Origin of the sequence: Flexivirga alba, from assembly GCF_042661025.1 — a bacterium.
GTDB classification, from domain to species: Bacteria; Actinomycetota; Actinomycetes; order Actinomycetales; family Dermatophilaceae; genus Flexivirga; species Flexivirga alba.
Genome location: NZ_JBHSWH010000001.1, coordinates 1,018,245 through 1,042,514, shown reverse-complemented (window position 1 = coordinate 1,042,514; position 24,270 = coordinate 1,018,245). Strand labels below are relative to the sequence as shown.

At 67.5% G+C, this 24,270-nt stretch carries 23 protein-coding genes and 1 pseudogene; 9 read left to right on the top strand and 15 right to left on the bottom strand.

Annotation, left to right across the window (positions count from 1 at the left end):
- Positions 1 to 861 (bottom strand): squalene/phytoene synthase family protein, encoded by an 861-nt coding sequence (locus ACFQDH_RS05110; protein ID WP_382399107.1) that lies wholly within the window; start codon positions 859 to 861, stop codon positions 1 to 3.
- 123 nt (positions 862 to 984) lie between these two features.
- Here ACFQDH_RS05110 and ACFQDH_RS05105 point away from each other — a divergent pair, with 123 nt between their 5' ends.
- Positions 985 to 2,172 carry a PucR family transcriptional regulator gene (locus ACFQDH_RS05105; RefSeq protein ID WP_382399105.1) on the top strand — a complete coding sequence of 396 codons (1,188 nt, stop codon included), beginning with the start codon at positions 985 to 987 and terminating at the stop codon, positions 2,170 to 2,172.
- A gap of 4 nt (positions 2,173 to 2,176) precedes the next feature.
- Here the strand turns inward: ACFQDH_RS05105 and ACFQDH_RS05100 are convergent, their stop codons facing one another.
- The 6 genes and pseudogenes from ACFQDH_RS05100 to ACFQDH_RS05075 form a co-directional block, all read right to left on the bottom strand.
- Complete coding sequence (locus ACFQDH_RS05100; RefSeq protein WP_382399103.1) at positions 2,177 to 3,424, bottom strand: wax ester/triacylglycerol synthase domain-containing protein; 1,248 nt, start codon at positions 3,422 to 3,424, stop codon at positions 2,177 to 2,179.
- A 44-nt stretch (positions 3,425 to 3,468) separates the two neighbouring features.
- Positions 3,469 to 4,185 (bottom strand): annotated as a pseudogene (locus ACFQDH_RS05095) (phosphatase PAP2 family protein); the annotation flags it as partial.
- 25 nt (positions 4,186 to 4,210) lie between these two features.
- Positions 4,211 to 4,876, bottom strand: coding sequence for a DUF3159 domain-containing protein (locus tag ACFQDH_RS05090; RefSeq protein ID WP_382399101.1), 666 nt, complete (start codon positions 4,874 to 4,876; stop codon positions 4,211 to 4,213).
- 8 nt (positions 4,877 to 4,884) lie between these two features.
- Positions 4,885 to 5,892, bottom strand: coding sequence for a DMT family protein (locus ACFQDH_RS05085; RefSeq protein ID WP_382399099.1), 1,008 nt, complete (start codon positions 5,890 to 5,892; stop codon positions 4,885 to 4,887).
- The gene (locus tag ACFQDH_RS05080; RefSeq protein WP_382399097.1) at positions 5,893 to 6,672 is read right to left on the bottom strand and encodes an SDR family NAD(P)-dependent oxidoreductase; all 780 of its coding nucleotides are present in this window, start codon (positions 6,670 to 6,672) and stop codon (positions 5,893 to 5,895) included.
- 280 nt (positions 6,673 to 6,952) lie between these two features.
- The gene (locus ACFQDH_RS05075; protein ID WP_382399095.1) at positions 6,953 to 8,500 is read right to left on the bottom strand and encodes an MFS transporter; all 1,548 of its coding nucleotides are present in this window, start codon (positions 8,498 to 8,500) and stop codon (positions 6,953 to 6,955) included.
- A 124-nt stretch (positions 8,501 to 8,624) separates the two neighbouring features.
- On the opposite strand from ACFQDH_RS05075, the gene ACFQDH_RS05070 reads away from it, so the two are divergent.
- Positions 8,625 to 9,299: a TetR/AcrR family transcriptional regulator gene (locus ACFQDH_RS05070; RefSeq protein WP_382399093.1), complete on the top strand. Its 675-nt coding sequence runs from the start codon at positions 8,625 to 8,627 to the stop codon at positions 9,297 to 9,299.
- An 89-nt stretch (positions 9,300 to 9,388) separates the two neighbouring features.
- Here the strand turns inward: ACFQDH_RS05070 and ACFQDH_RS05065 are convergent, their stop codons facing one another.
- Genes ACFQDH_RS05065 through ACFQDH_RS05055 form a run of 3 tightly spaced genes read right to left on the bottom strand, consistent with a single transcriptional unit; the run spans position 9,389 to position 12,215 of the window.
- Positions 9,389 to 10,633, bottom strand: coding sequence for an anthranilate synthase component I family protein (locus ACFQDH_RS05065; RefSeq protein WP_382399091.1), 1,245 nt, complete (start codon positions 10,631 to 10,633; stop codon positions 9,389 to 9,391).
- Complete coding sequence (locus ACFQDH_RS05060) at positions 10,525 to 11,427, bottom strand: anthranilate synthase component II (RefSeq protein WP_382399089.1); 903 nt, start codon at positions 11,425 to 11,427, stop codon at positions 10,525 to 10,527. The genes ACFQDH_RS05065 and ACFQDH_RS05060 overlap by 109 nt, the downstream gene beginning before the upstream one ends.
- Positions 11,412 to 12,215 carry an aminotransferase class IV gene (locus tag ACFQDH_RS05055; RefSeq protein ID WP_382399087.1) on the bottom strand — a complete coding sequence of 268 codons (804 nt, stop codon included), beginning with the start codon at positions 12,213 to 12,215 and terminating at the stop codon, positions 11,412 to 11,414. The genes ACFQDH_RS05060 and ACFQDH_RS05055 overlap by 16 nt, the downstream gene beginning before the upstream one ends.
- A 346-nt stretch (positions 12,216 to 12,561) precedes the next feature.
- Here ACFQDH_RS05055 and ACFQDH_RS05050 point away from each other — a divergent pair, with 346 nt between their 5' ends.
- The 4 genes from ACFQDH_RS05050 (at position 12,562) to ACFQDH_RS05035 (ending at position 16,399) form a co-directional block, all read left to right on the top strand.
- Complete coding sequence (locus tag ACFQDH_RS05050; RefSeq protein ID WP_382399085.1) at positions 12,562 to 13,554, top strand: substrate-binding domain-containing protein; 993 nt, start codon at positions 12,562 to 12,564, stop codon at positions 13,552 to 13,554.
- Positions 13,554 to 14,603, top strand: coding sequence for an ABC transporter permease (locus ACFQDH_RS05045; RefSeq protein WP_382399083.1), 1,050 nt, complete (start codon positions 13,554 to 13,556; stop codon positions 14,601 to 14,603). Before ACFQDH_RS05050 ends, ACFQDH_RS05045 begins: the two co-directional genes overlap by 1 nt.
- Complete coding sequence (locus ACFQDH_RS05040; protein ID WP_382399081.1) at positions 14,600 to 15,493, top strand: ATP-binding cassette domain-containing protein; 894 nt, start codon at positions 14,600 to 14,602, stop codon at positions 15,491 to 15,493. Before ACFQDH_RS05045 ends, ACFQDH_RS05040 begins: the two co-directional genes overlap by 4 nt.
- A gap of 210 nt (positions 15,494 to 15,703) precedes the next feature.
- Entirely contained in the window at positions 15,704 to 16,399 is a 696-nt protein-coding gene (locus ACFQDH_RS05035) for a hypothetical protein (RefSeq protein ID WP_382399079.1), read from the top strand.
- Positions 16,400 to 16,689: 290 nt separating this feature from the next.
- On the opposite strand, the gene ACFQDH_RS05030 is transcribed toward ACFQDH_RS05035, so the two are convergent.
- Both ACFQDH_RS05030 and ACFQDH_RS05025 read right to left on the bottom strand, forming a co-directional pair.
- The gene (locus ACFQDH_RS05030) at positions 16,690 to 17,586 is read right to left on the bottom strand and encodes an NYN domain-containing protein (protein WP_382399077.1); all 897 of its coding nucleotides are present in this window, start codon (positions 17,584 to 17,586) and stop codon (positions 16,690 to 16,692) included.
- A 98-nt stretch (positions 17,587 to 17,684) separates the two neighbouring features.
- A complete protein-coding gene (locus ACFQDH_RS05025) occupies positions 17,685 to 18,089 on the bottom strand; it encodes a RidA family protein (RefSeq protein WP_382399075.1) in 405 nt (134 codons plus the stop codon).
- A gap of 206 nt (positions 18,090 to 18,295) precedes the next feature.
- On the opposite strand from ACFQDH_RS05025, the gene ACFQDH_RS05020 reads away from it, so the two are divergent.
- Entirely contained in the window at positions 18,296 to 19,093 is a 798-nt protein-coding gene (locus ACFQDH_RS05020) for an SGNH/GDSL hydrolase family protein (RefSeq protein WP_382399073.1), read from the top strand.
- 19 nt (positions 19,094 to 19,112) lie between these two features.
- On the opposite strand, the gene ACFQDH_RS05015 is transcribed toward ACFQDH_RS05020, so the two are convergent.
- Positions 19,113 to 20,594 (bottom strand): lipase family protein, encoded by a 1,482-nt coding sequence (locus ACFQDH_RS05015; RefSeq protein WP_382399071.1) that lies wholly within the window; start codon positions 20,592 to 20,594, stop codon positions 19,113 to 19,115.
- A 147-nt stretch (positions 20,595 to 20,741) separates the two neighbouring features.
- On the opposite strand from ACFQDH_RS05015, the gene ACFQDH_RS05010 reads away from it, so the two are divergent.
- Together ACFQDH_RS05010 and ACFQDH_RS05005 are read left to right on the top strand one after the other, a co-directional pair.
- Complete coding sequence (locus ACFQDH_RS05010; protein ID WP_382399069.1) at positions 20,742 to 21,272, top strand: hypothetical protein; 531 nt, start codon at positions 20,742 to 20,744, stop codon at positions 21,270 to 21,272.
- Positions 21,269 to 22,144 carry an SDR family NAD(P)-dependent oxidoreductase gene (locus ACFQDH_RS05005; RefSeq protein ID WP_382399068.1) on the top strand — a complete coding sequence of 292 codons (876 nt, stop codon included), beginning with the start codon at positions 21,269 to 21,271 and terminating at the stop codon, positions 22,142 to 22,144. Before ACFQDH_RS05010 ends, ACFQDH_RS05005 begins: the two co-directional genes overlap by 4 nt.
- A gap of 252 nt (positions 22,145 to 22,396) precedes the next feature.
- Here ACFQDH_RS05005 and ACFQDH_RS05000 read toward each other — a convergent pair whose 3' ends face one another.
- Positions 22,397 to 23,488 carry an inositol-3-phosphate synthase gene (locus ACFQDH_RS05000; protein ID WP_382399066.1) on the bottom strand — a complete coding sequence of 364 codons (1,092 nt, stop codon included), beginning with the start codon at positions 23,486 to 23,488 and terminating at the stop codon, positions 22,397 to 22,399.
- Between the two features lie 3 nt (positions 23,489 to 23,491).
- On the bottom strand, positions 23,492 to 24,154 hold the full coding sequence (locus ACFQDH_RS04995) for a PadR family transcriptional regulator (protein ID WP_382399064.1): 663 nt from the start codon (positions 24,152 to 24,154) through the stop codon (positions 23,492 to 23,494).
- Between the last annotated feature and the right edge of the window lie 116 nt (positions 24,155 to 24,270).

Below are 24,270 nucleotides of genomic sequence, written 5' to 3'. Positions count from 1 at the left end.
TCATCGCCTCCCCGAAGTGATCAACAGCCGAATACCGTGACGCAGCACCGTGACTCGCCGAGGCCGGACATTCTCAGGGTCGGTCACGTCACCACCGGCTCCGTCCAACGCATCAGCCGTCGCCAGCCCTCCGGCGACATATCCGGCAACGGCGACGCGCCCCCAACCGTGCAGCTCGCCGACGAGTTTCGTTCCGGCAGAAAGCATTTCGCGACAGGTCGCCACCTGGGCGAGCACCACTGAGCGCAACCCTGCCGTTCCGCCCGGCTGCAGCATCGTGGTGTCGGTCAGGCCGGCGGCATATAGCTGGTCCTGCGGGAGATAGACGCGTCCGGCGCGATGGTCCTCCACGACGTCCTGGCAGTGCTCGAGGATCTGCAGCGCCGCGCACACGGTGTCGCTCCACGCGATGCGCTGCGCAGTGGACTGCCCGAAGACCGCCAGGACCAGCCGGCCGATCGGATGCGCTGACAGTGCGCAGTAGTCGAGCAGGGCCGCGAAATTCGGGTAGCGAGTGACGTGTTGGTCGAGGAGGTTCGCCTCGATGAGGTCGTCGAACGCGTCCAGCGGCAACCCGAATTCGCTTGCGTATGGCGCAAGGTCGACCAGCACCCGGTCCGACGGCCGCAGCCCGGCCTGGAACGTGCTCAGGTCCGCGCGAAATGCCTGCAGCGCGGCAACCCGATCCCCTTGTGCGGCATCACCGAGTTGGTCGATGTGGCGGGCGACGTCATACACGGCGAGCAGGGCGTGGCGATAGCGCGCGGGCAGGATGCGCAGCGCAACCGGGAAGTTCTCGGTTGCGGCGCTGGGTGTGACATCAGGAGCACTGACGCCCGAGGGAGTGGTTGCGCCAATCATTTGTACCCAGCTTGCGCCCAACCAATCCTCAAGCGCTGCACCGAAAAGTGTGGAGCTGGAGGCGCAGCTTTGTCACCAAGTGATAGACCTGATGCTGTGGGGTCAACGTTGAGCGTTGCTGACGTGCCCGGGAACCAGCGACCCGAGCTGCGCCTCCTGCAGGCACGCCTGGTGGAGCACTTTCCGCGGATCATGCTGGCCGTCGCGCAGGAGCTGGAGCTGCTCTGGCCCGCGTGCCTCGAGTTCGCCGCCGAACGCGGCACCGAGCTGGCCGACACCGCGGACCAGGTGGTGCCGAAGTTGCTTGCGACCATTGACGCGGCTGCGCTCGACCGGCCGGCGACCGCGCCGGATCTCGATCCGTTGCTCGTCGCGCTGTTCGACCAGCTCGGCCGCGGGCAGTTCCAGCAGGGCCGGGACCTGAATGGCATCCTCACGGCATACCAAGCGGGCGCCCGGGTGGCCTGGGCGCATATCTCGCAGGAGGCGATGCAGGTCGGCCTGGACGCGCGCCGACTGTCCCGGCTCGCCGAGACGCTCTTCATGCTCACCCACGACATCTCGGCGCGCACGACCGACGGCTACGTCCGCGAGCAGTCCGAGCGCGGCCTGGTGTCGCACCGTGCCCGCGGCGAGCTGTCGGGCCTGTTGATGTCGACGATGCCGGATCGCAACGGCATCCTGCTCGCGGCCGACCAGGCCGGATGGGTGGTGCCCGACCAACTGGTCTTCATCTTGTTGCGCGACCAGGACGATCCGCCGCTGGAGTCACGGCCGCGTCTGGACCCCGAGTGGCTGGTGGTGCACGTCGGGGACGTCGTCGGCTGGCTAGTCCCGTGGGTCGCCGGGATCGAGCCGCGCTTGCAACGAGCGCTCGGTGAGGTGCCGGCCGTCGTCGGGCCACCAGTGCCGGTGACGGAAGCGCGTCGCAGCATGCGCGTCACCCGCAGCGCGCGTCGGTTGCAGGACGCCGGGGCACTGCCGGCCCGGCTGATCTTCGTCCCGGAGCACATCGACACGCTGCTGGTGCATCGGAACCCGGAACTGTTGACAGCGTTGCGTTCTCGGGTGCTCGCGCCACTCGACCGGCTGCCGGACACGACCCGCGACAGGCTGGTCGACACACTGACCAGCTGGCTGCGGCACTTCGGGTCGCGTCGGGAGGTCGCCGAAGAGCTGCACATCCACCCGCAGACGGTGCGCTATCGCCTCGACCAGTTGCGTGAGGTGTTCGGCGACGCACTCGACGACCCGGATCAGCGCGCTCAGCTTTTCCTCGCGCTCGTCTGGGGCGCGCCGCCTGAGGTCTGATCGGTCAGCTGACGGTCTGGTCGGACTCCGTGTAGAGCTGCCGGCCAGATTCGAGCACGTGCGCGTTGAGCGCGTCGGCATACGCCCGCGCATCGAGCACATCGGCGTCGGTGACGACGGTGATGCCGAGCATGCCGTTCCAGCTGAGCGCACCGATCGTCAGCGGTATGCCGGGCGCGGGCGGCAGGATCGGATGCACCCGCTCGACCGGAGCGCCGGCCAATGTGAACTGCTGGTCCGGGCCGGGCATGTTGGACACGATCGCCTGGAAATACTTGGGGCCGTAGACAGTTCGGGCGAACCACCGTCGCCCGACGCGTGGCACGACCCGTAGTGCGGTGGCCATCACCCACCGCGATGCGAGCGCCCGGGTCGGCGTCCGGATGGCGCCCGTCTGCTCGAGCACCTCGTCCCGCAGCGCGTCGATTGAAGTGTCTCGTGCCGGGGTGTCCACGATGACCGCGCCGGTGAGGTTGCCGCCGTGGCCGGCACCGGGTGCCCGCAATGTCACCGGCACCGAGACCCGCAGCCGGTCGGCGCAGTCGTGCGCGAGCGCGGGGTCGACGGCCGCGAGCGCCGAACCCGTTGCTGCCAGCAGCAGTTCGGTCACCCGCATCCGGTGCACCCTGGCCGCCTCTCGTACGTCGTCCAGCGGCACTTCGAACGTCGCGAAGCCGCGCCGCGAACCTCCGGCCGGAAGTCGGGCTGCCGGCTTGCCGTCGGTCGCCAACTGCGCGAGCCCTTGTATGACGCCGGCACCCCGCCGCAGCGCAGACGGCCCGTCACGCGAAGGGATCGGCAGCTCGAAGGGCGGCTCCAGCAAGTTCAGCAGTTTGGCCACCGCACCGATGCCGTCGGCCATGCAGTGGTGCATGACGATGCAGAACGCCGCCTCGTCACCGACGCCCCGGATCAGCCAGGCGCGCCACAGGGGCCGGTCTCGTGGAAGCTCCTGCGCGGTGAGCTGCCCGACCAGGTCGTCCAGCTCGGCAAGTCCGGACCCGTCCGGCAGCGACAACTCGGTCAGGTGGTGCGACCAGTCGATCGGTCCGGCGGCGACCCAGCGCGGCTGCCCGGGAGCGACCAGTCGGTCGGTGAAATGCGGCAACACGTCGAGTTGCTCGGCGATGGTGTCGCGCAGCTTCCCAAAGCGAGGCGTCGGCGCCGCCAACAGGACCAGCCCACCGACATTCTGCGCGTGACTGGGCGTCTCGACATCGAGGAAGAACGCATCGGATGTCGGCAGCGCCACCCCGGATGCCGCCGGTCCCACCACTCGGTCGCCGCCACTGCTGCCACCACGACGACTGCAGCACCGGCGGCGTCGAGGACATAGTGGTTCGCGGTCGCGAGCACGACATACAAAGTCACCGCGACATGTATGGCGCTCGCCACCTGCAGCCACCGCCGGCGCGACATCCGGGCGAGCATGACGCTGACCCACAGTGCCCACGCCATGTGCAGGGACGGCATCGCCGCGAGTTGGTTGGCGCTGGCCACGAGCGGCGAACCCCACGACCCGACCGTGCCGCCGGCGGACACGGTGTCGATGAAGCCGGGCATCATCCGCGGCGGCATCAGCGGCCACACCGCGAAGCACGCGAACGCCAGCAGGTTGAGCACCACGAACGAATTGCGCGCCTGCCGGTAGAGCGCCGGCGTCCACACGTAGGTGATGGTCAGCAGCAGCACGGCCGAGACGATGTAGGTCGTGGCGTATTCGTAGTTGGCCGCGGTCATCAGCCCCGGATGCCCGGCGAGCCAGCCGTTCAGCGAGCTTTCGACGTCAAGATGCAGCCACTGCTCCAGCTGTATGACGCGCACCCCGTGCGACCGAGCCGCGGTGGTGCGCGACGGACCGTTCAGCGCGGCGACCAGCAGGTAGACCGCGAAGAGCGCGAGGCCACCGACCAGCTCACTCCACAGGCGCGGCCGCCCCTCCCGTGCCACCGCCGGCCAGCGCACGCGTGGCAGGCGCAACTCGAGGTGCGGGTGGGGATGGGTGGCGCTCATCGCACACCCCCGTGGGGAGGCGGGCCTATGCGAAAGAGATGGTGAAGTCCGGCATACGACGCAGCCGGCTCCAGCCCCAACCGATGCAGATGCCGACGGTCAGCAGGGTCAGCGCAGTGCTGAAGACGCCGCGCGACAGCAGCGCGTCGCGGGCGCCGAACTGCAGGAAGCCCATGCTCATGCCGACGTCGATCAACCGCGACAAGCCCCACAGGATGCAGACCTGGGTGAACATCCGGTGCGCACGCTTGTCGTGCATCAGCATCTGCGGCAGCGCGATGAAGTCGCGGGCGAGGTGCTTGGTGATCGGCCGGCCGATGGCGGCGCTGCCCAGGAAGATCAGCGCCATCAGCAACGACCCGGCGATCGGTTGCAGCACGTAGATGTAGACGCTGGACAGTGCCAGCGACAGCGAAGTGCGTCCGACCAGCATCAGCACCGCGATGAGCAGCGTGCGCGGCACGGAGGACTGGGTCCGCAGCCGCACGGCGACGATCAGCCCGGACCACGCCAGCACCGAGATCAGACCCCAGAGTTGGCCGACGGTGGCCAGTGCGGCATACAAGAGCAGCGCGGGTATGACGACGGCTTCGAGCAACATGCGCCCCGCCCGTAACGCTGAGGTGCGCACGAACTCCCGGTCGATGATGAGAGCACAAGCGCCTTGCTGTGCCACCGGTCGCGAAGGCATGGATCACACTATGACACCGCCACCTGAGAAGAGGCCGTGCTTTCGGTACGGGTCAGCGGAGAGTGCGCGAGGCCACTGATCCCGATGCCGATGAGTACGGCGGTGACCGACACCGCGGCGAGCGCACCGGGGGTGTGCGGTGCGGTCACGTGGAAGCCGAAGATGCCCGCCAGGTAACTGATCACCGGGTTGGTGATGCTCATCGCGGCAACCGCCCACGGCAGCGAACCGTTGGCGAACGCGGCCTGCTCGATCAGCAGCCCGGACGCGGTGGCCACCGCGAGGCTGTAGCCCGGCCAGTCCAGCGCGGTGTGCAGGATGCCCGGCCCGAAAAGGTCCTCCGTGGTCAGCTTGGTCAGCACCGCGTTGCCGGCGAAACACACCCCGGCCGCGATGGCGAGCAGCAGACTGGTCGCGCGCGGGTCGCGCTGTCCGCGGGCGACGGCGACCAACGTCACAACGGACGCCGCCATCGCCAGGAGCACCCAGACGACCTGCGTGCGGTCGGGCGTGCCGTGCAACGGCGCCGCGCCGCTGACCGACAGCAGCACGATCAGGCCGGCGCAGATGCACAGCACGAACACCCAGTCCTTGGCGGATGGCCGCAGTCGCGCATGGTGCCCGAGGAGTGACGAAGGAGCGTCTCGAGGTCCCGTCTTATGGTGGCCGAGGAGCGACGAAGGAGCGTCTCGAGGTCCCGTCCCTCGAGGTCCCGCTAGTCCGACCCCCGTCAGCAAGAGCGCGAACAGCACCTGGCTGACCATCACCGGCTGGACGAGGGCAACGCTGCCGAGGTGCAACGCCGCGGCCTGGATCAGGAACCCGACGTTGTTGATGACGAAGCCGGTCAGCCACAGCTTGCGGCGAACCAGCGCCCGCAGGAACGCGGAGAACCCGTGCACGGTGCCGAGCGAGTGGGTGCGCGTGGCCTGTGCCGCGGCGCGTTGCTCGAGCATCGCCGACAGCGCGAACGTGAACGCGGCCACGCAGGCGAGCAGCAGCACCAGCCAGAGCATCTAGCGTTCGCCTCCCAACCGCGTCTTTTCACCCCAACGCTGCGCGAGCCTGGTGTATGCCGCCGGCCACACCGCCCGCACAAGCGGTGCGACTCGGAGGGCCGGGTCGCTCCAGCGCTCCGGGGAGCCCGCCGCGATCAACGAAACAACCTGCCGGGCAACGGTTTCCACACCCTTGGGGCGCGGGGAGTTGCGCGCGTAGGGGACGCCGCGGTGGGCGAAGAAATCGGTGTCGACGACCGCCGGAACGAAGGTGCTGACCTCGACGCCGCTGCCGGCCGCCTCCAGTCGCAGGGAGCCGGCGAACGCGTCGAGGCCGGCCTTCGTTGCGGCATACACGGCCTCACCGGCGACCCCGGTGCGCCCGGCGATGCTGGTGACGAAACAAAGGTGACCGCGGCCGCGATCGAGCAGTTGCGGCAGAACCGCACGCGAGAGCGCGATCGGCGCGGTCAGGTTGGTGGCGACGAGTTCGGGGATGCGCTCGGGCGGCATGGTGTCGAAGCCGCCCTGCCAGCCGATGCCCGCGTTGTGCACGACCAGGTCGAGGCGGCCGTGAACCGCGGTCGCTTCGTCGATCAGCCGTTGGTGCTGGGTCGGGTCGGCCAGGTCGGCGAGCACGTGCGCCGAGTGAAGTGCGTCCGCGGTCGACCGGGTGCGCTCCGGGTCGCGGCCATGGACGACGACCCGCACGCCGTGATCGGTGAGCTCGCGGGCGATTGCGGCACCGAGGCCGCTGCTGCTGCCGGTGACGAGGGCGATGCTGCCGTGCAGTCTCATTGGACCCAACTCCTCGTGTCCACAACCTCAACCATATTGCTTCCCTATGACGGGTTGGGCGCGGCTCCGGCGTGCATAACCGGCGACGGTCGCCGGTTGGGCACCGATTCTCGCCATTCCGCGTAAATAACCGGCGACGGTCGCCGGGTGGTCACCGGATATCGCCATACTGCGTATTTAACCGGCAACGGTCGCTGGTGCGGAGGCCGTAAGCGCGGAAACCCGTCCCCAACCGGCGACGGTCGCCAGTTGGGGACGGGTCTGCGCCATCCGCGCCGAGTCAGCCCACTTCGAGCGCGATCTCCTCGGTGTCGCGCAGCTGCTCGACCGGCGCGCTTGCATCACGCTGCACGGTGTCCTTCGACGGACGCCGCATCACCAGCATCACCAGCGCGAACGCGACGAAGAGCATCAGCGCACCCACCTGGAAACCGCGATCCGCGCCAGTCACGAAGGTGTGTATGGCGTGGGCGCTCGCACCCGGCGAGACGGCCGGGTCCTTGCCGGCGGTCGAGAAGACCGTCACCAGCACGGCGAGCCCGAGAGCACCACCCAGCTGTTGGGTCACGTTGACCAGCCCGGAGGCCACCGAGATGTCCGAGGGCTGCACCCGAGAGATGCCGGCCGTCGTGAGCGGCACGAACGCGATGCCGTTGCCGAGTGCGAAGACCACGAACGCCGGCAGCATCTGCAGGTAGCTCGTGTGTGCGGTCAGCGTCGTCAGCATCAGCATGCCGACGGTCGACAGCAAGGTGCCGACGGCCGCGATCGTCCGGGTGGAGTAGTAGTTCGAGATCACCCGAGCGACCATCTGCGAGCTGATGAAGATCGTCACCGGGAAGGGCAGGAACGCGATCCCCGACTGCCACGGCGTCCAGCCGAGCACGATCTGCATGTACTGGCTCATGAAGAAGAACGAGCCGAGCGATCCGGCCACCAGCATCAACCGGGCGATGTATGCCGTGGCCCTGTCGCGGTCAGCGAAGAGCCGCAATGGCATCACCGGTGATTTCGCACGCAGCTGGACGCCCACGAAGGCCGCCATCAGCACGATGCCAGCACCGAATGCCGTCAGAGTCCCGGACTCAGTCCAACCGTCCGATGCTGCACGGATGAATCCGTAGACGACAGAAGACATTCCGACGGTGACCAGCAGTGCGCCGGCCACGTCGACCGAGCCGCGCACACCCTTGTCACGGGACAGGGAGCGGTAGCCGGCAGCGAGCACAGCGATGCCGATCGGGACGTTGACGAAGAAGACCCAGCGCCACGAGGCGACCGAGGTCAGGATGCCGCCGGCCAGCAGGCCGGTGGCTGCACCCGACGCTGACACGACGGTGTACCAGCCGATGGCGCGGGTCTGTTCCTTGCCCGGCTTGTAGAGGGACATCAGGATCGCGAGGGCGGACGGGGCGGCGAACGCGGCACCGACACCCTGCAAGGCGCGGGAGGCGAGCAGCAGGCCCTCACCCTGGGAGACGCCGCCGGCGAACGAGGCGGCGACGAAGACCGCCATACCGGCCAGGAAGGTGGTGCGGCGGCCGAGGATGTCCCCGGCGCGGGCGCCCAGCAGCAGCAGGCCACCGAAGGCCAGCGTGTAGGCGTTCACGATCCACGAGAGGGACGTGGAGCTCATGTGCAGTTCGGTGCCGATGTCCGGCAGGGCGATGTTCACGATCGCGGCGTCCAGCACGAGCATCAGTTGGGTCACCAGGACGGCTGCGAGCACCAGGCGCGAGCCGCTGCCGGACGACCCAGCGGGGCGCTGGGCCGATTGGTTGTTGGTAGTCGGCCCCGTAGCGGGGCGAGACTTGGTAGTAATGGTCACGAGTTGTGTCCTTCGCGAGAGCGAGGCGTACCATGAAATAAGAAGCGGAGATGATCTCCGCTTAGAACTATACGGAGGCATCCTCCGGTTTTGCAACCGGGTTTTGCCATGAGGTGTGAGAACGATGGCCACAAGCGGCTCGGCGACAGTGTCGAAGCGTTCGGTGAAGGCAGTGCCCAGCGACGCGGAAACCGTTGCGAAGACGCCAGATTCGGCGTCCCTCGGCGGTTGCAGCAAGCCCCTGCGCGCTGACGCGGCACGCAACCGGCAAAAACTTGTCGAGGTCGCGACCAAGGCGTTCACCGACGACGTCGACACCCCGCTGGACGAGATCGCCAAGCGCGCCGGCGTCGGCATCGGCACCCTCTACCGGCACTTCCCGACCCGCTGCGACCTCGTGCTCGCTGTGTATGGCGACCAGGTCGCCGGCCTGGAGCAGCGCTCCTACGACCTGCCCAAGGAGCTCCCGCCGGGCGAGGCGCTGCACGAGTGGATGCGCGGTTTCGTCGAGTATTACGCGGTCAAGATGGGCCTGATCAACCTGCTCCGTTCGATGATGCAGGGAAACTCCGACACGTTCGAGTCCGCGCGGCGCGTCATGCGCGAGTCCGCCGGGCGCGTGCTGCAGCCGGCGATCGACGCCGGCGTCGTGCGCTCCGATGCCACCGTCCCGGACGTGATGCGCGCTCTCGGCGGTGTCTGCCTGGCCTCGGGAACTCCGGAGGGCCAGGAGACATCACTCGCCGTCGTCGACCTGATCTACGACGGCCTGCGTTTCGGCGCCCCGAACAACTCCTAGTTCACCCAGATTGACCGGCATACCTCCGCGTTGAGCGGCGCACCGAAAGCGGCCCAATCCGTATGCCGGTGAATGCAGGGGTATGCCGCTCAATCACGGGTGGGCTCGACCCGCGTGGCCCGCATGGCGTGCAGCATCGATTGGGCCTTGTCGACCGTCTCCTGCCACTCGGCGGCGGGGTCGGACAACTGGGTGATCGCGCCGCCGACGCCCAGCACGAAACGGTCGCCGGTCAGCTGAGCGGTCCGGATCGCGACGCTCAGCGTCGCCGTGCCGTCGATCCCGAGCAGCCCGATCGAGCCCGAATACACGCCACGCCGCTCGGGCTCGAGCCGACCGAGGAGCTCCACGGACCGCTCCTTGGGCGCGCCGGTCATCGAGCCGGGTGGGAATGCGACGCGGACCAGGTCCACGGCATCGGCGCCCGCGGGCAGGGCGCACTCGATCGTGCTCACCAGTTGTATGACGGTGGGGAAGCGCCGAACGCCATACAGCTCAGTGACTTTGGTGCTGCCAGGTATGGCGACCCGGTTGAAGTCGTTGCGCACGAGATCGACGATCATCAGGTTCTCGGCACGGTCCTTGCGCGATGCGGCCAGCTCCGCGGCGCTCGCGGCATCACGTTCCGCGTCGCCGGTCGCCGGGCGGGTGCCCTTGATCGGCGCGCAGACGGCGTGCCCGTCGACATCGACCCGCAGGAAGAGCTCGGGCGACCCCGAGACCACGGTCCGCGCCTCGTCGATGCGCAGGTATGCCGCGTGCGGCACCCGGCCTCCGGACCGCAGCGCGCGGAAGAGACGCAACGGATCGCCGCCGAAGGTGCCGCGAATCCGGTTGGTCAGGCACAGCTCGTAGGACTCGCCGCGCGCGATCGCGTCCTGACAATCGGCGATGAGTCGCAGGTAGTCGTCCCGGCCGACGCGGTGCTCGATCGCCGGCGCGGGCGCACCGGCACCGTCTTGTATGGCGCTGACGGACAACCCCTCGTGCTCCAGCGTCTCGACAACATCAGCCGCCCATTCGTCCAGCGCGCGCACCGACGCACGATCCGCCGGATCATCGAGTCCGACCACATAACAACGGTTTTCGCTGTCCACGACAACCGCGCGCGACACCAGGAGCCACCACGCGTCCGGCCAGTCGTCCGTGGTGCGGGGGTGCGGTTCCGCCAGCCCGAGCAGTTCTATCCCCAGCTCGTAGCCGAAATAGCCGGTATACCCGAGCGTCATACCGGGGTCGTCGCCGTGTCGCTGCAACTCCGGCCGGGCAGCGGCGAGGCGGCGTTGGACGGTGTCCAGGATGCCGGTCGGCAGCGCGGTGGCGGTGCCGGCCACCAGGACCTGGGCGCCTTCCGCGCAGTTGCCGACGAGGAGGTGTGACCAGCGCGGATCGGCCCAGCCGATGACGGTGCACGGCGAACCCCTTCTGTGGCAACGCCGTCCAGCACGACCGTCGGCTTCGTGCCACACAAGTCCAGCACCTGCTCGACCGACAGTGACCGCTCGATCCGCACCGACCGCTGCCGGGGCGGCACTGGCGGCCCGGCCAGGTCGTCGGCGGCGGCCGCGAGCCGCAGGAAGTTGCCGATCAGCGTGGCGCCGAAGCTGCTCTCGATCGACTCCGGGTGGAACTGCACGCCCCAGCGCGGCCGGCCGGCGACCCGTAGCGCCATCAGCGTGCCGTCGGCGGCATACGCAAGCGGCACGATCGGGTCGACGACCGATCGGACCGCGAGGCTGTGATATCGCACGGCGGTGAATTCCGTTGGTATGTCTTCAAATAGCGGATCGCCCCGATGCGTGATCTCCGAGGTTTCGCCGTGCATCGGGTGATCCGAGGGGCCGACCTCGCAGCCGTGCAGCAGCGCGAGCAGTTGGTGCCCGAGACAGACACCGAGCACCGGCAGCTCACTGTGCTCGAGCACCTCGCGCGACGATCCGACATCGGCCGGGACGCCGGGGTGCCCCGGGCCGGGAGAAATCACGACCGCGTCGAAGCGCGAGGTCCAGCCGAGCGGCAGTGGCGCGTCGTTGCGCACCACCTCGGTGGTCGCCCCGGGCACGTCACGCAGCAGTTGCAGCAGGTTGTGGGTGAAGCTGTCGTGATTGTCGATCAGCAGGATGCGCACGGAGGCTCTCCTCCGGGCAGCAGGTCGGCGATCGGCCGGCGGGCACCTTCCAGCGCGGTCTGCAGTGCCTCGCGAAGCTGCGGATTTGGTTGGTATGAGGTGTCATTCACCCGTTCCACAACCCGCACACCATGCAGCGCCGAGAGGATGAAGATCGCCGGCGCGGTCAGCAGATGGGAAGCAGTCACCGGGGCAACGCGGACCGGCCGTCCCGCTCGCTCCCGCAGGACGGCGAGGGTCACACTGTCCAGTCGCGGTGCGTGCGGGACGACGAGCTCGCCCTGCCGCGCGAGGATCAGCGTCGCGAAGACCGTCTCGCTCAGCGATCCGCCGGCAGTGGCCAGGACCTGGTCGTCATACCCCGCCTCCGTTGCCTGCCGATGTGCGTATATCTGCGAGAGGAAGTCGAATCCCTTGATATCAGGGCGTTTTCGCGCATCACGGGTCGGTAGCAGCAGGAGTGTGGTCGACTGCCGGAGTTGTTCCACGGGAAACGGCCGCACGAGTAGCCGCAGTCCGTCAGTGGTCCAGACGAACGCCGGGAACCATGACCCCTCGACCGGCAGGTGAGCCAGTGCGTGGTCGTATGCCGAGCCAGACTCCTCCTCGCCGATCTCGAAGACCTCGCGGACGTGGGCTGTGAAGCGCTCGCGATGCCGATCGACCGCGACACCGGCGCCGTCATACAAGTGCCAGGAGTCGAGCACGATCGTCCCGGCGCGGGCGAGATCCACCACCGCCGTGTCGGTCAGGAGCCGGCACCTCGGCTGCGGCGCTGCGGAAGTCATGCCTGATGAGTAGCACACCCAAGGTGGTCTAGTAGCGACACCCAAGGTGGTCGAGTGCCGGAGGAGCGCAGCGGGGGAGGTGTATCGAGACCGGGTGCGGGACCTCGAGACGGTCGCTCGTGCCTCACGACCTCCTCGGCCATCTTCCTTTGGTGGTCCACGCGGGTCGAGTGCCAGAGGAGCGCAGCGGGGGAGGTGTATCGAGACCCGACAGCGTGTGATGACCGTTGTGTGCGTCGTTCTTCGGCATACTCACGCGAGACGGGTGATGCCAGCTAGTATCAATCCGATATATCAAATCGATACATGCAGGTTAGTCATCCGGATGCACGAAAGGCGAGGACTCGTGAGGACGAACGGCACGCGCGCGCGGCTAGCTGCGGTGGTGGTCATCGGTGCGATGGCACTGGCCGGCTGCAGCAGCACCGGCGGCAAGAAGGCGACCGAGCAGCAGAACGGCCCGGGCGGGCACGCCAACACGCCACGTTTCACCGCCGCGCTGATCACCCATTCCGCACCGGGCGACACCTTCTGGGACATGGTCCGCAAGGGTGCCCAGGCAGCTGCGGACAAGGACAACATCAACCTGCAGTACTACTCCGATCCGGACGCCACCAAGCAGGCCAGCCTGGTGCAGGCGGCAGTCGACAAGAAGGTCGGCGGCATCGCCGTCACGCTCGCCAAGCCGGACGCGCTCAAGGGCGCGGTCAAAAATGCCGAAGCTGCCGGCATACCCGTCGACGGCCTCAACTCCGGCACCGACCAGATGGGTCCGATGGGCCTGATCGGCTTCTTCGGCCAGGACGAGAAGGTCGCCGGCGAGGCGGCCGGCACGCGGCTGAAGCAGGACGGGGCCAAGCACCCGATCTGCATCATCCACGAGCAGGGCAACGTCGGGCTGAACGACCGGTGCAACGGCGTCAAGGAGATGGTGCCGAGCACCCAGATCGTCTACGTCAACGGCGCCGACCTGCCGTCGGTCCAATCGACGATCACCGCAAAACTGCAGCAGGACAAGCAGATTGACTGGGTCATGGCGCTGCAAGGTGATGTCGCGCTGAACGCCGTGAAGGCGGTGTCCAGCACCGGCTCGAAGGCGAAGGTCGGCACCTTCGACACCAACGCCGGCATCGTCAAGGCGATCCAGTCCGGCACCGTGCAGTTCGCGGTGGACCAGCAGCCGTGGCTGCAGGGCTATCTCGCGATCGACGCGCTCTGGCTCTACCGGAACAACGGTGACACCGTCGGCGGCGGCAAGCCGACCCTGACCGGTCCGGCGTTCGTCGACAAGAGCAACGTCGACAAGATCGCCACCTACGCCAGCAAGGGCACCCGCTGATGTCCAGCCTCGCCACCACCGACACACGCACCGCGCCGAAGTCGCCGATCGCGGCGCTGCTCGGCAAGCCTGAGGTCGGTGCGCTGATCGGCGCGGTCGCGATCTGCGTGCTCTTCCTGTCGGTCGCCCCGGCGTTCCGCGGCCTGGCCAACGTGGGCACCATCCTCTACCAGTCGTCTGCGATCGGCATCATGGCAGTTCCGGTGGCGTTGTTGATGATTGGCGGCGAGTTCGACTTGTCAGCAGGGGTCGCGGTGACCAGCTCGGCGCTCGCGGCGTCGATGCTGGCGTGGGAGTTCAACTTCAACGTCTGGGTGGGCGTCCTGCTCGCGCTGGTGGTCTCGCTCGCCGTCGGCTTCGCCAACGGGTGGTTGCTCTATCGCACGAGACTGCCGAGCTTCCTGGTCACGCTGGGCACCTACTTCGTGCTGCAGGGCGCGAACCTGGCCGTCCCGCGGTTGATCGACAACAACGTCACCTCGCCGAAGATCGACGACATGGCCGGATTCAACTCTGCCCATGCGGTTTTCGCCTCCAGTCACACTTTCTTCAAGAGCGGCTCGTTCGAGGGCATCACGATCAGCATCTCGGTGCTCTACTGGGTCCTGCTGACGGTGATCGCGGCGATCGTGCTGACCCGCGCCCGCGCCGGCAACTGGATCTTCGCGGCCGGCGGCGACGCCGAGGCGGCCCGGGCCAGCGGAGTCCCGGTGGTGCGCACCAAGATCGGCTTGTTCCTCTTCGTCGGCTTCTGCGCGTGGCTGCTGGGCATGCACACGCTGCTCAACTTCTCGACCGTGCAGTCCAACCAGGGCGTCGGCAACGAATTCATCTACATCATCGCCGCGGTCGTCGGCGGCTGCCTCCTCACGGGCGGCTTCGGCTCGGTCATCGGCGCCTCGATCGGAGCACTGATCTACGGCATGACCAACCTCGGCATCACGTATGCCGGCTGGAACGTCGACTGGCTGAAGACCTTCCTCGGGATCATGCTGGTCCTCGCGACGCTGATCAATATGTGGGTACGACGACAGGCGGAACGCCGATGAGCGCCGAGGAACCGGCGGGTCGAGTGCCGGAGGACGACACCAAAGCTGGTCGAGTAGCGGCGAGGAACGAGCCGCGTATCGAGACCACGGACCCTATCGAGACCACCGATACCGACGAGACGACTCCCGTCATACAACTGGAGGGTGTGGGCAAGACCTACGGCACGGTCCGCGCCCTGACCGGCATCGACCTGGAAGTACGTGCCGGTGAGGTCACCTGCGTGCTCGGCGACAACGGCGCGGGTAAGTCGACGCTGATCAAGATCATGGCCGGGCTGCACGAGCACACGACCGGCACCATGACGGTCAGCGGCAAGCCGCGGAAGTTCGGCAGCCCGCGCGAGGCTGTCGAGGCGGGCATCGCGACGGTCTACCAGGACCTCGCGCTCGCGCCGCTCATGTCCGTATGGCGAAACTTCTTCCTAGCCAACGAGATTCGCAAGGGGCCGCTGAAGCTGCTCGACGCCGACCGGATGAAGCAGATCACCCGGGAGGAGCTGGCGAAGATGGGCATCGACCTGCCGGACGTCGACCGACCGGTGGGTTCGCTCAGCGGCGGACAACGGCAGTGTGTGGCGATCGCCCGGGCCATCTACTTCGGCGCGAAGGTGCTGATCCTGGACGAGCCGACCGCTGCGCTCGGAGTGAAACAGTCCGGTGTGGTGCTCAAATACGTTGTGCGAGCGGCGAATTCGGGGCTCGGCGTCGTCTTCATCACGCACAACCCGCATCACGCGTTCCTGGTGGGCGACCACTTCGTCATCCTCAAGCTCGGCGAGATGGCGCTCGACGCCGCGCGCGGAGAGATCACCGTCGACCAGCTCACCGAGCAGATGGCCGGTGGCGACGAGCTGGCCGAGCTGGCGCACGAAATGCGTGACGGCAGCTGATCGCGCCGACGCGCACACCAAGCGCCGAGTGACGCACTTAACGCCGACTGACGCAGTTGCAAGTGCGTCACTCGCCGTCAGTTGCGTCAATGGGTGATCAGTCCATGCCCGAAGGACGAGGTGAGTCGTGACATTCGGCACGGGCGCACGCGTGGGCGCCGACTTACTGTGAGTGTCATCGCGGAGGACACCTCGGAAAGGTTTGGCGCAATGGCACCGATTCGGCTGCACCGGTCTCAATGGTGGCTGCTGATCCCGTTCGGGTGGGCGATGGTCGGGGTGATCAGTCACTGGCTGGTCTTCCCGATGGTGCTCGTGACGATGTTCATCGGCGGCGGCGGGTTGTCGCGCCGCAGCGGTCACGCGGCAAAGCTGGACCGGCGCCGGGAGCATCTCGAGCGTCGCCAGGAGCACCTCGAGGCCCGTCAGGAGCACTGGCAGCAGCGGTATGGCGCACCGGCTCCGCAAGCCGCGCCGCGCGTCGACCTGTCCAAGCCGGCCCCGATCGAGACCCTTGCGAGCCTGGCCGCTTCGTCCGCCATACCCGACGATGTGCGGGAGCGCGCCCAGCGCCTCGACCGTGAATGCGTCAGCACTCTCACCTACCTGCGGGAGCACGGCGCGCCGACGGCGCAGGTGTTCGAAGTCGAGCAGATCCAGACCGACTTCGGTCCGCAGGCGCTTCGGTCCTACCTCGCGCTCGCGCCGGGCACCGCCGACACGGCCGAGGTGCTCGACGGCAAGACCGGCCACCAGCTCATCGTCGAGCAGCTCGACCTGCTGCTGGACCAGGTTGCCGCGCACCTGCACCGCGCAGCGCGGATCGGCAGCGACGAACTGCTGGCCAACCACCGCTTCCTCACCGAGAAGTTCAAGACCGGAGGGGACTCGGAGCTCACCATCTGAGCAACGGGTGTATGGCGCGGCCCTTCGGGGGAGCCGCGCCATACCTGCGTGCGGGAGTCTCCCCAGTGTCGAGGCGCGTGCGGGTTCTGGCTCAGAGGCGTGCACAGGTCTCCCCAGTGTCGAGATGCGTACGGATTCTGGCCCGGCGACGTGCACAAGGCTCCCCAGGGTCGCCATACGTGCGCCTTCTGGCGGGCGTCACGGGCCAGGGGTGCCACACTCGCCTACCGAGAGGTCAACGGATGTCCTGAGCGCCGACGCTCGCAGCATCCGTTGACCTCTCGGTGAGCTCAGCGCAGCCGGACCGCCAGCTGCCCGTTGTCCAGCAGCTTGGTCTCGACGAGGTCGTCGTGGCTCTCGACGAACGCGCGGAATGACGAGAACCCGAGCGACTTCTCCTTGAACGTCGAATCCAGCCGCTGCATCTGGCTTTTCAGACTCGAGGAGTGCTGCCAGCCGTCATCGCTCTTCTCGGCGCCGACCTGGATCGCCCGGCGCAGCAACGTGGTCGACGGCGCTTCCTTGGGCTTCGCCGCCTTCTTCGCAGTCCGGCCCTTGGCAGCCTTCTTGGCGACCGGCGCGACAGCGGTCTCGGTCTCCGGCTCGTCCTCGTTCGGCGCAGGCACGTCGGCGACGCCGGGCAGGTCGCCATACGAGCTGAAGTCGTCGCACGCGGCGACCAGGGCGCGACTGGTCGAGCCGGTCACGCCGATGCCGATGACGTAACGGCCCATCCGCTTGCACCGCTGCGCGAGCGCGATGTAGTCCGAATCCCCGCCAACGACAACGACATGCGTGATGTCGGCGTGCTGGAAGAGATCGTCGACCGCGTCGATCGAGAGCCGTATGTCGGCACCGTTCTTGGTCCCGGACGTCGCGAAGAGCTGCACCAGGTCGACCGCCCGGTCGATCAACTGCCGCTTGTATGCCGCGTTCGCCGGCACCGACCAGTCGGCATACGCCCGGGTCAGCGCGACGGTCCCGAAGGAGGACGCGTAGTCGATGATCGCGCCCAGGTCGACCTCGGCCTCGATGAGCCGGCGGGATATCTCGTTGTCCGGCTCGGCGGGTGTGTGGTCGCGCGCGTCGTCCTTGCGCCATCGACCGGGACCGTGCACGGCGTCATACCGGGAGATCACCATGTTGTCGAAGTCGACGTACACCGCGACCCGCGCGTCATCACTCATGACTGCGCCGTCCTTCGTCCGTCGCAGTCATTCGGCTGAGTCGTTGGTCGCTCGCTGCGCTCACTCATGATCCGACCCTAGTCGGGCCGCCAGCGGAGTCAGCCCGGGACGGCCGCGACGGCTTCGATCTCAACCAGTTGGTCGGGATAACCCAGCACCGCGACACCGACGAGCGTGCTCGGGACGAGGTGCGCGCCGAAGTGTGCTGCGACCACATCCCACGCAGCGACCAACTCGGCGCGGTCCTGCGTTGCGACCAAGACCCTCGTGCTGATGACATCGGTCAGCCGCGCGCCAGCAGCCTCCAACGCAATCTCCATATTTGCCAGGCAGATTCGGGCCTGTCCGGCGACATCGTCGATGGCTCCGGTCGTGCCGTCCGAGTTCAGCGGGCACGCGCCCGCCAGGTGGATCACCCGGCTCTCGGCAGGTGAGGTCGCGGCATAGGCGTATGGCGCGGGCGCCAACCGGTCGGATCGCACGAGCTGCACCACGGACGTCATACCGGCGACAGTAGGTGGGAGGTCTGGTTGGCGCCAGCGAGATTCAGCAGCGTGAAAGTAATCGGATTCCCTCGCGTCGGTATGAGTTCGGCAAGCGCGCGGCAAAGCTTTGGCTGGGACGGGAAACAAACCCCCGCGGCGGGCTGGGCAGGACTTCAATCCGTTGGTGGCACCCACCCGATGCCCCATCTGCGAAGGAGCCCCCAATGTCACGCTCTTCACTCACCCTCAAGCTCGGCGTCGGAGCCACCGCTCTGGCCTTCACGTTCGTGCCGGCCCTGTCGGCGCAGGCCGCCGGCGGCGTCAACTACATCGCGCTGGGCGACTCCTACTCCTCGGGAGTCGGGGCGGGCAACTACATCAGCAGCAGCGGCAGTTGTGACCGCAGCCCCAACGCGTATTCGGCGCTGTGGGCGCAGCAGCACAGCCCTTCGTCATACAGCTCGGTTGCCTGCTCGGGCGCGAAAACAACTGACGTCATTGCGAATCAGCTCTCTGCGCTGTCCAGCAGCATCACCCTGGTCAGCATCACGATCGGCGGCAACGACGAGAATTTCGCCGGCATCATGCAGGACTGCAACCTCGACGGCACCAGCACCTGCGTCAGCGAGATCAATGCCGCCGAGGCGGACGCGAAAGCGAACCTGCCCGGCAAGCTGGCGAACGTCTACAACGGGATCAAGTCGAAGGCGCCCAACGCCCACGTCGTCGTCCTGGGCTACCCCGACTTCTACGACCTGAGCAAGGATTGCGTCGGCCTCAGTCAAACGTCACGCACCGCCATCGATGGTGGGATCAACCTGATCGACTCGATCATCGGCACCGCCGCCGCCAAGGCCGGGTTCACGTATGGCGACGTGCGCGGCTCGTTCGCCGGGCACGAGATCTGCGACTCGAACCGCTGGCTGCACTCGGTGAACTTCTGGGACATCACCGAGTCCTACCACCCGACCGCGGACGGTCAGGCGAGCGGCTACCTACCGGTCTTCGCGGCGAAGGCCTGAGCGCGGGGCACCCGCTGAGTCAGCGACTCCGACGGCGCAACCGCCATCCGGCGCCCGCGCTGCCGGCACCCGCGAAGAGCAACGCAGCCGCCAGGCCCGCGCCGATGGTGGCATTGTCCGCCGAGCCGGAGTTGCCGTCGGTGATGATGACGGGCCCGGTCGACGACGCGGTGCTGCTCACTGACGGCGCGCTGCTCGGCGACGTCGGCGGTGGCGTCGGAGGCACGTAGGTCTCGGGCGCGAGCGAGTTGCCGGCCGCGATGTTGCCGCAGCTGGAAGGTGCTGCGGCGCCGGCGAACCGGGCGCCGAGCCAGCCGACCGCGCTGGTCGCCCAGGTGGTAACGGCGCCGGTGTGGCCGGTGCCATCCACCTGCTGGTACTGGATCGCGTTGTTGGCCTTGCAGTACTGCCGGGCCAGTGACCGCACGTCGCCGGAGATCATCACGCCGTCCCCGGGTCCGATCCCCGGCTTGTTGCCGATCGTGCCTTCCTCGTCAGCGCCCGAGGCCTGCACGATCGACATCGGGATGTTCGGGGTCGCGAGGCTCCCGAGGTTGAGCTTGTTGGCCGCGGTGACGAACTCCTTGATCGAGTCGGGGTTCGCATACTCCGGCTTGACCAGCTGCTTCCAGGTCAGGCCCGGGTAGTGGCCGACCACGTCGCCGATGATCGCGGACTGCAACTCATTCATGACCTTCTTGCCGTATGGCGACAGGTATTTGTCGAAAGTGATGCCATAGGCCCGCGCGACACCGATGAGTGCCATCGGGGTGATCCCCGACCATTGCTGACTGCCGTCGACATACCGCAGGTTCCTCGCCGGCGCGACCAACAGACCGCCCTCGGAAGCGCCCACCAGGTTCTTGTTGACGTCCGGCGCGTAGCTCGGCGCCAGCACGGCCGACCAGTTGGCCCCGATGGCCCCGCCGGAGTAGCCGGCCAGCCCCACCTTGGTGCTCGTGTTGAGACCGGTGTCCTTGGAGTGTGTGGCGGCGCGGATCGAGTCCAGCGACACGGTCCCGTATTCCGGCCCGGCCGCGAAATCCGCTGTGGGGCCTTGCGAGTCGGGTTCGATGACGGTGTAGCCCTGGCTCAGGAAGATGCCGATCAGCTGCATCTCATACGAGCTCTTACCGGCAGCGACAAGGCGCGACGGGCCGTCCTCGGGGTTGAGCGAGTCGTATGCCGACTCGTACGAAATCGCCGCTCCCGCCTTCGGATTGGCCGGTTTGAAGATCGACGTCACAGCCGCGTTCGCGCCGCCCCGCGCGTCGGTCGAGCGGTAGAGCAGCTGGACGACGGAGCCGCTGCCCCCACCGATCGCATAGGAGACGGTCCGACTCTTCAGGATCGCGCCCGGTGCGTATGACGACAGCGGCGCGCTGCCGGAGTACGTGTAGAACGGATCGGTCGTCGCCGCCCGTGCAGGCGAACCGGCGCTGGCGAAGACCGTGCTCGCGGTGACCACCGCGAGTGATGTGCCGACAAGGATCCGTTTCACTGCCCTGGCTCCCAAACCTCGACGAAACGTATGACGACGCCCCCGGCGTCGAACCCTTGGAAACTAGCAGTGCTCGGGGTATGTCGCCGGCGTTCCGCAACAAGTCACCGCGAACGGTCGGGTCAGCGGCAGCCCGAGGCGGCGAAGATGCCGATTTCGATCAAGCGGAGCGGCTGGCCCTGCGGCACGCTGGGCGACATGGACACGACACGCACGGCGACCCACCCCCGCACGACTGCGGTCCTGGACAGGGACTGCTGGTTCTGCAACGACGAACAGCGCACCGACCCACCTCCGGGCGGTTGGCTCCTCGACGACGGCATCTGGCGCGCCGGTGCGGCGCCGGCTCGGATGGCCGCCGCCGGCACGGTGCTGCTGGAAGCCAAGCGTCATGTGCTCGATCACGCCGATTTCGACATCCGTGAGTCGATCACGTTCATTCCGGCCATGACCGAGATCCTCACCGCGATGCGCACTGCCCTCGGCTGCGATCGGGTCTACCAATGGTCGACCATGGCGTCATACGAGCACTTCCACGTCTGGTTGATCCCGTGGTGGCGGACGTCGGCGCACACGGGGCCGGCGCATCTCGTCGACGTGGTCTCGTCGCCGGCCACGGAGGCGGACGTGCGGGCCACCGCAGCACGAGTGGCCGCGGCGTTGCGGGTGCGGTCATGACCGCCGCGAACGCACCGCTCGCCGGGCGAATCGTGTTGGTGGCCGGTGCATCTCGCGGACTCGGGCGCGCGTGCGCTATCGAATTCGCAGCGGCAGGAGCGTATGTCGTGTGCACCGGGCGCAGCACCCGCGACGCTCCGACCCACCGGGAGCCGGCCGACCTCACGCTCGAGCGGACCGTCGAGGAGGTCGAGGCGAACGGTGGCCGCGGCGAATGGCACCGCTGTGACCACACCGACCCGGTCCAGGTCGAGGACCTCGTGCGCGACCTCGTCGAGCGGCACGGCCGGATCGACATACTCGTCAACAACGCCTGGGGCGGGCACGACCACCACGACCAGCCCGGTGGCGAAGAGGTATGGGACGAGCCGCTGGACCAGTTCCGCGCGATGCTGCTCGGCGGGGCCTACTCCGATTTCCTGACGTCGATGCTGACGCTGCGGCTCGCGATGGCCCCGGCCGGCCGCGGGCTGATCCTCACCTCGACCTGGCACACGCCCGAGCCGCCGGCCTGGCTGCCCTACGAGTCGAGCAAGGCCGCCAAGAACCGGCTGGTCTACGCGCTCGCGTATCACCTTCAGCCCAAAGGGATTCCGGCGATCGCGGTCGCTCCGGGCTGGATGCGCACCGAGCTGATGGAGGCCAAGGTGCCGGCCGAAGAACTCGCCGGCAACACCGAGTCGCCGCGGTATGCCGCCCGGGTCATGGTCGCGCTCGCAACCGACCCGGACGCGCAGCGGTTCAGCGGCCAGGTGGTCGACGTGGGCGAGCTGGCCGTGGCGTATGGCGTCACCGACCTGGACGGCACCCAGCCCCAACCCAACGCGGGACGCTTCGAGCCGAGTCGCCCGCTCCCGCCATACGAAGGCTGACCGCACCCCCTCACCGAGAGGACACCGAACGACCGACAGGACACCCGATTTGCGGGTTTTTGCCCGGTTTTTGACCGGAATCCGGTGTCCTGTCGGCATTCGGGTGTCCTGTCGGCAAATGGAGCGGGCCAGACTCGCCGACTGAACGACAAGTGGACGCCCGCGAAGAGGACGACCAAGACTGAGGGCCAGGTCCCCGAGCTTGCTCGGTGAACCTGGCCCTCAGTCTTGCGAGGAGTCAGAGCAGAGGGCTCAGCGGGCTTCGTCGCCGGCGATGAAGGCCTCGAGCTTGGCGCGGCCGAGGTTGTCCTCGCGCTGCTCGGGCGGGGACTTCATCAGGTAGGACGAGGCCGACAGGAGCGGGCCGCCGATGCCGCGGTCCTTGGCGATCTTAGCGGCGCGGATCGCGTCGATGATGATGCCGGCGGAGTTGGGGGAGTCCCAAACCTCGAGCTTGTACTCCAGGTTCAGCGGAACGTCACCGAAGGCGCGACCCTCGAGGCGGACGTAGGCCCACTTGCGGTCGTCGAGCCACTGCACGTAGTCCGACGGTCCGATGTGCACGTTGCGACCGTCCTTGATGCCGGCCAGCGGGCCGGACAGGTTCGAGGTCACGGCCTGGGTCTTGGAGACCTTCTTGGACTCCAGACGCTCACGCTCGAGCATGTTCTTGAAGTCCATGTTGCCGCCGACATTGAGCTGGTAGGTGCGGTCCAGCGTGACGCCGCGGTCCTCGAAGAGGCGGGCCATGACGCGGTGGGTGATGGTCGCGCCGACCTGGCTCTTGATGTCGTCACCGACGATCGGGACACCGGCGTCCTCGAACTTCTTGGCCCACTCCGGGTCGGAAGCGATGAAGACCGGCAGGGCGTTGACGAACGCGACGTTCGCGTCGATCGCGCACTGTGCGTAGAACTTGTCGGCCTGCTCCGACCCCACCGGCAGGTAGGAGACGAGCACGTCGGCCTTGGCGTCCTTGAGCGTCTGCACGACGTCGACCGGCTCGCTGTCGGACTCGGTGATGGTCATCGCGTAGTACTTGCCGATGCCATCGAGCGTGGTGCCACGCTGCACGGTCACACCGGTCGGCGGGACGTCGGCGATCTTGATGGTGTTGTTCTCGCTGGCGGTGATCGCCTCGGACAGGTCGAAGCCGACCTTCTTGGCGTCAACGTCGAACGCGGCAACGAACTGGACGTCATTGACGTGGTAGTCGCCGAACTTCACGTGCATCAGGCCCGGGACGGTCGTGCCAGCGGCCGCGTCCTTGTAGTACTCAACACCCTGCACGAGCGAGCTCGCGCAGTTGCCGACGCCGACGATGGCGACGCGAATGGATCCCATTTCTTACTCCTTGTTGGATTCTTCGCTGGGGTCGGAGGGTCGCTCCGAAAGATCCCCATCGACCGGCTGGTCGGCTGACGCCGCCGTGCCGGGGTTGGTGGTGCGGTATGCCGAGCGCTCTGTCTCGATGAGTTCGGACAGCCAGCGAACTTCACGTTCGGTGGACTCCAGCCCGTGACGGTGCAGCTCGGCGGTGTATTTGTCGGTGCGTTCGCGACGCTGGCGGGACTGCTCCCGCGAGTCGTCCAAGCGCTCCTCCAGCCGACTGCGGCGACCCTCCAGGATGCGCAACCGCACATCGCTGCTGGCTCGACCGAAGAAGGCAAAGTGGACGTCGAAGTTCTCGTCCTCCCATGACGCCGGCCCGGTCTGGCCCATGAGCGTCTGGAACTGCTCTTTGCCCTCCGCGGTCAGCTCGTAGGTGATCTTGCCGCGCTTGCCCGCGAGGCCGGGACCCTGTCGGTCGTGGCCGTCGTCGGACGTGCGCTCACTGATCCAGCCGCGCTCGACCAGGCCGCGAAGGCACGGGTAGAGCGAGCCGAACGACACGGCACGAAAGGCACCGAGCACGCCGGACAGCTGCTTGCGCAGCTCGTAACCGTGCAGGGGCTGATCGTGCAGCAGACCCAGGATCGCGAGTTCGAGAATGGCGCCACGCCGTGACATGAGCGACCTCCTTCGATCTCGTGCTGCCGTGGATGTGAGAGCGAGCATACCGCATCCGATGTATCGAACCGATACATCACCGAAATAGAGCGAGCCGCAGTCAAGTAATTCCCGGT

Bases quoted from the DNA above. Each gene is read 5' to 3' on its own strand.
- ACFQDH_RS05045 (WP_382399083.1), top strand. From the start codon at position 13,554: ATGTCCAGCCTCGCCACCACCGACACACGCACCGCGCCGAAGTCGCCG.
- ACFQDH_RS05035 (WP_382399079.1), top strand. From the start codon at position 15,704: ATGGCACCGATTCGGCTGCACCGGTCTCAATGGTGGCTGCTGATCCCG.
- ACFQDH_RS05090 (WP_382399101.1), bottom strand. From the start codon at position 4,876: ATGCCTTCGCGACCGGTGGCACAGCAAGGCGCTTGTGCTCTCATCATC.
- ACFQDH_RS04995 (WP_382399064.1), bottom strand. From the start codon at position 24,154: ATGTCACGGCGTGGCGCCATTCTCGAACTCGCGATCCTGGGTCTGCTG.
- ACFQDH_RS05055 (WP_382399087.1), bottom strand. From the start codon at position 12,215: ATGACTTCCGCAGCGCCGCAGCCGAGGTGCCGGCTCCTGACCGACACG.
- ACFQDH_RS05005 (WP_382399068.1), top strand. From the start codon at position 21,269: ATGACCGCCGCGAACGCACCGCTCGCCGGGCGAATCGTGTTGGTGGCC.
- ACFQDH_RS05080 (WP_382399097.1), bottom strand. From the start codon at position 6,672: ATGAGACTGCACGGCAGCATCGCCCTCGTCACCGGCAGCAGCAGCGGC.
- ACFQDH_RS05030 (WP_382399077.1), bottom strand. From the start codon at position 17,586: ATGAGTGATGACGCGCGGGTCGCGGTGTACGTCGACTTCGACAACATG.
- ACFQDH_RS05110 (WP_382399107.1), bottom strand. From the start codon at position 861: ATGATTGGCGCAACCACTCCCTCGGGCGTCAGTGCTCCTGATGTCACA.
- ACFQDH_RS05000 (WP_382399066.1), bottom strand. From the start codon at position 23,488: ATGGGATCCATTCGCGTCGCCATCGTCGGCGTCGGCAACTGCGCGAGC.
- ACFQDH_RS05020 (WP_382399073.1), top strand. From the start codon at position 18,296: ATGTCACGCTCTTCACTCACCCTCAAGCTCGGCGTCGGAGCCACCGCT.
- ACFQDH_RS05025 (WP_382399075.1), bottom strand. From the start codon at position 18,089: ATGACGTCCGTGGTGCAGCTCGTGCGATCCGACCGGTTGGCGCCCGCG.
- ACFQDH_RS05040 (WP_382399081.1), top strand. From the start codon at position 14,600: ATGAGCGCCGAGGAACCGGCGGGTCGAGTGCCGGAGGACGACACCAAA.
- ACFQDH_RS05010 (WP_382399069.1), top strand. From the start codon at position 20,742: ATGCCGATTTCGATCAAGCGGAGCGGCTGGCCCTGCGGCACGCTGGGC.
- ACFQDH_RS05070 (WP_382399093.1), top strand. From the start codon at position 8,625: ATGGCCACAAGCGGCTCGGCGACAGTGTCGAAGCGTTCGGTGAAGGCA.
- ACFQDH_RS05085 (WP_382399099.1), bottom strand. From the start codon at position 5,892: ATGCTCTGGCTGGTGCTGCTGCTCGCCTGCGTGGCCGCGTTCACGTTC.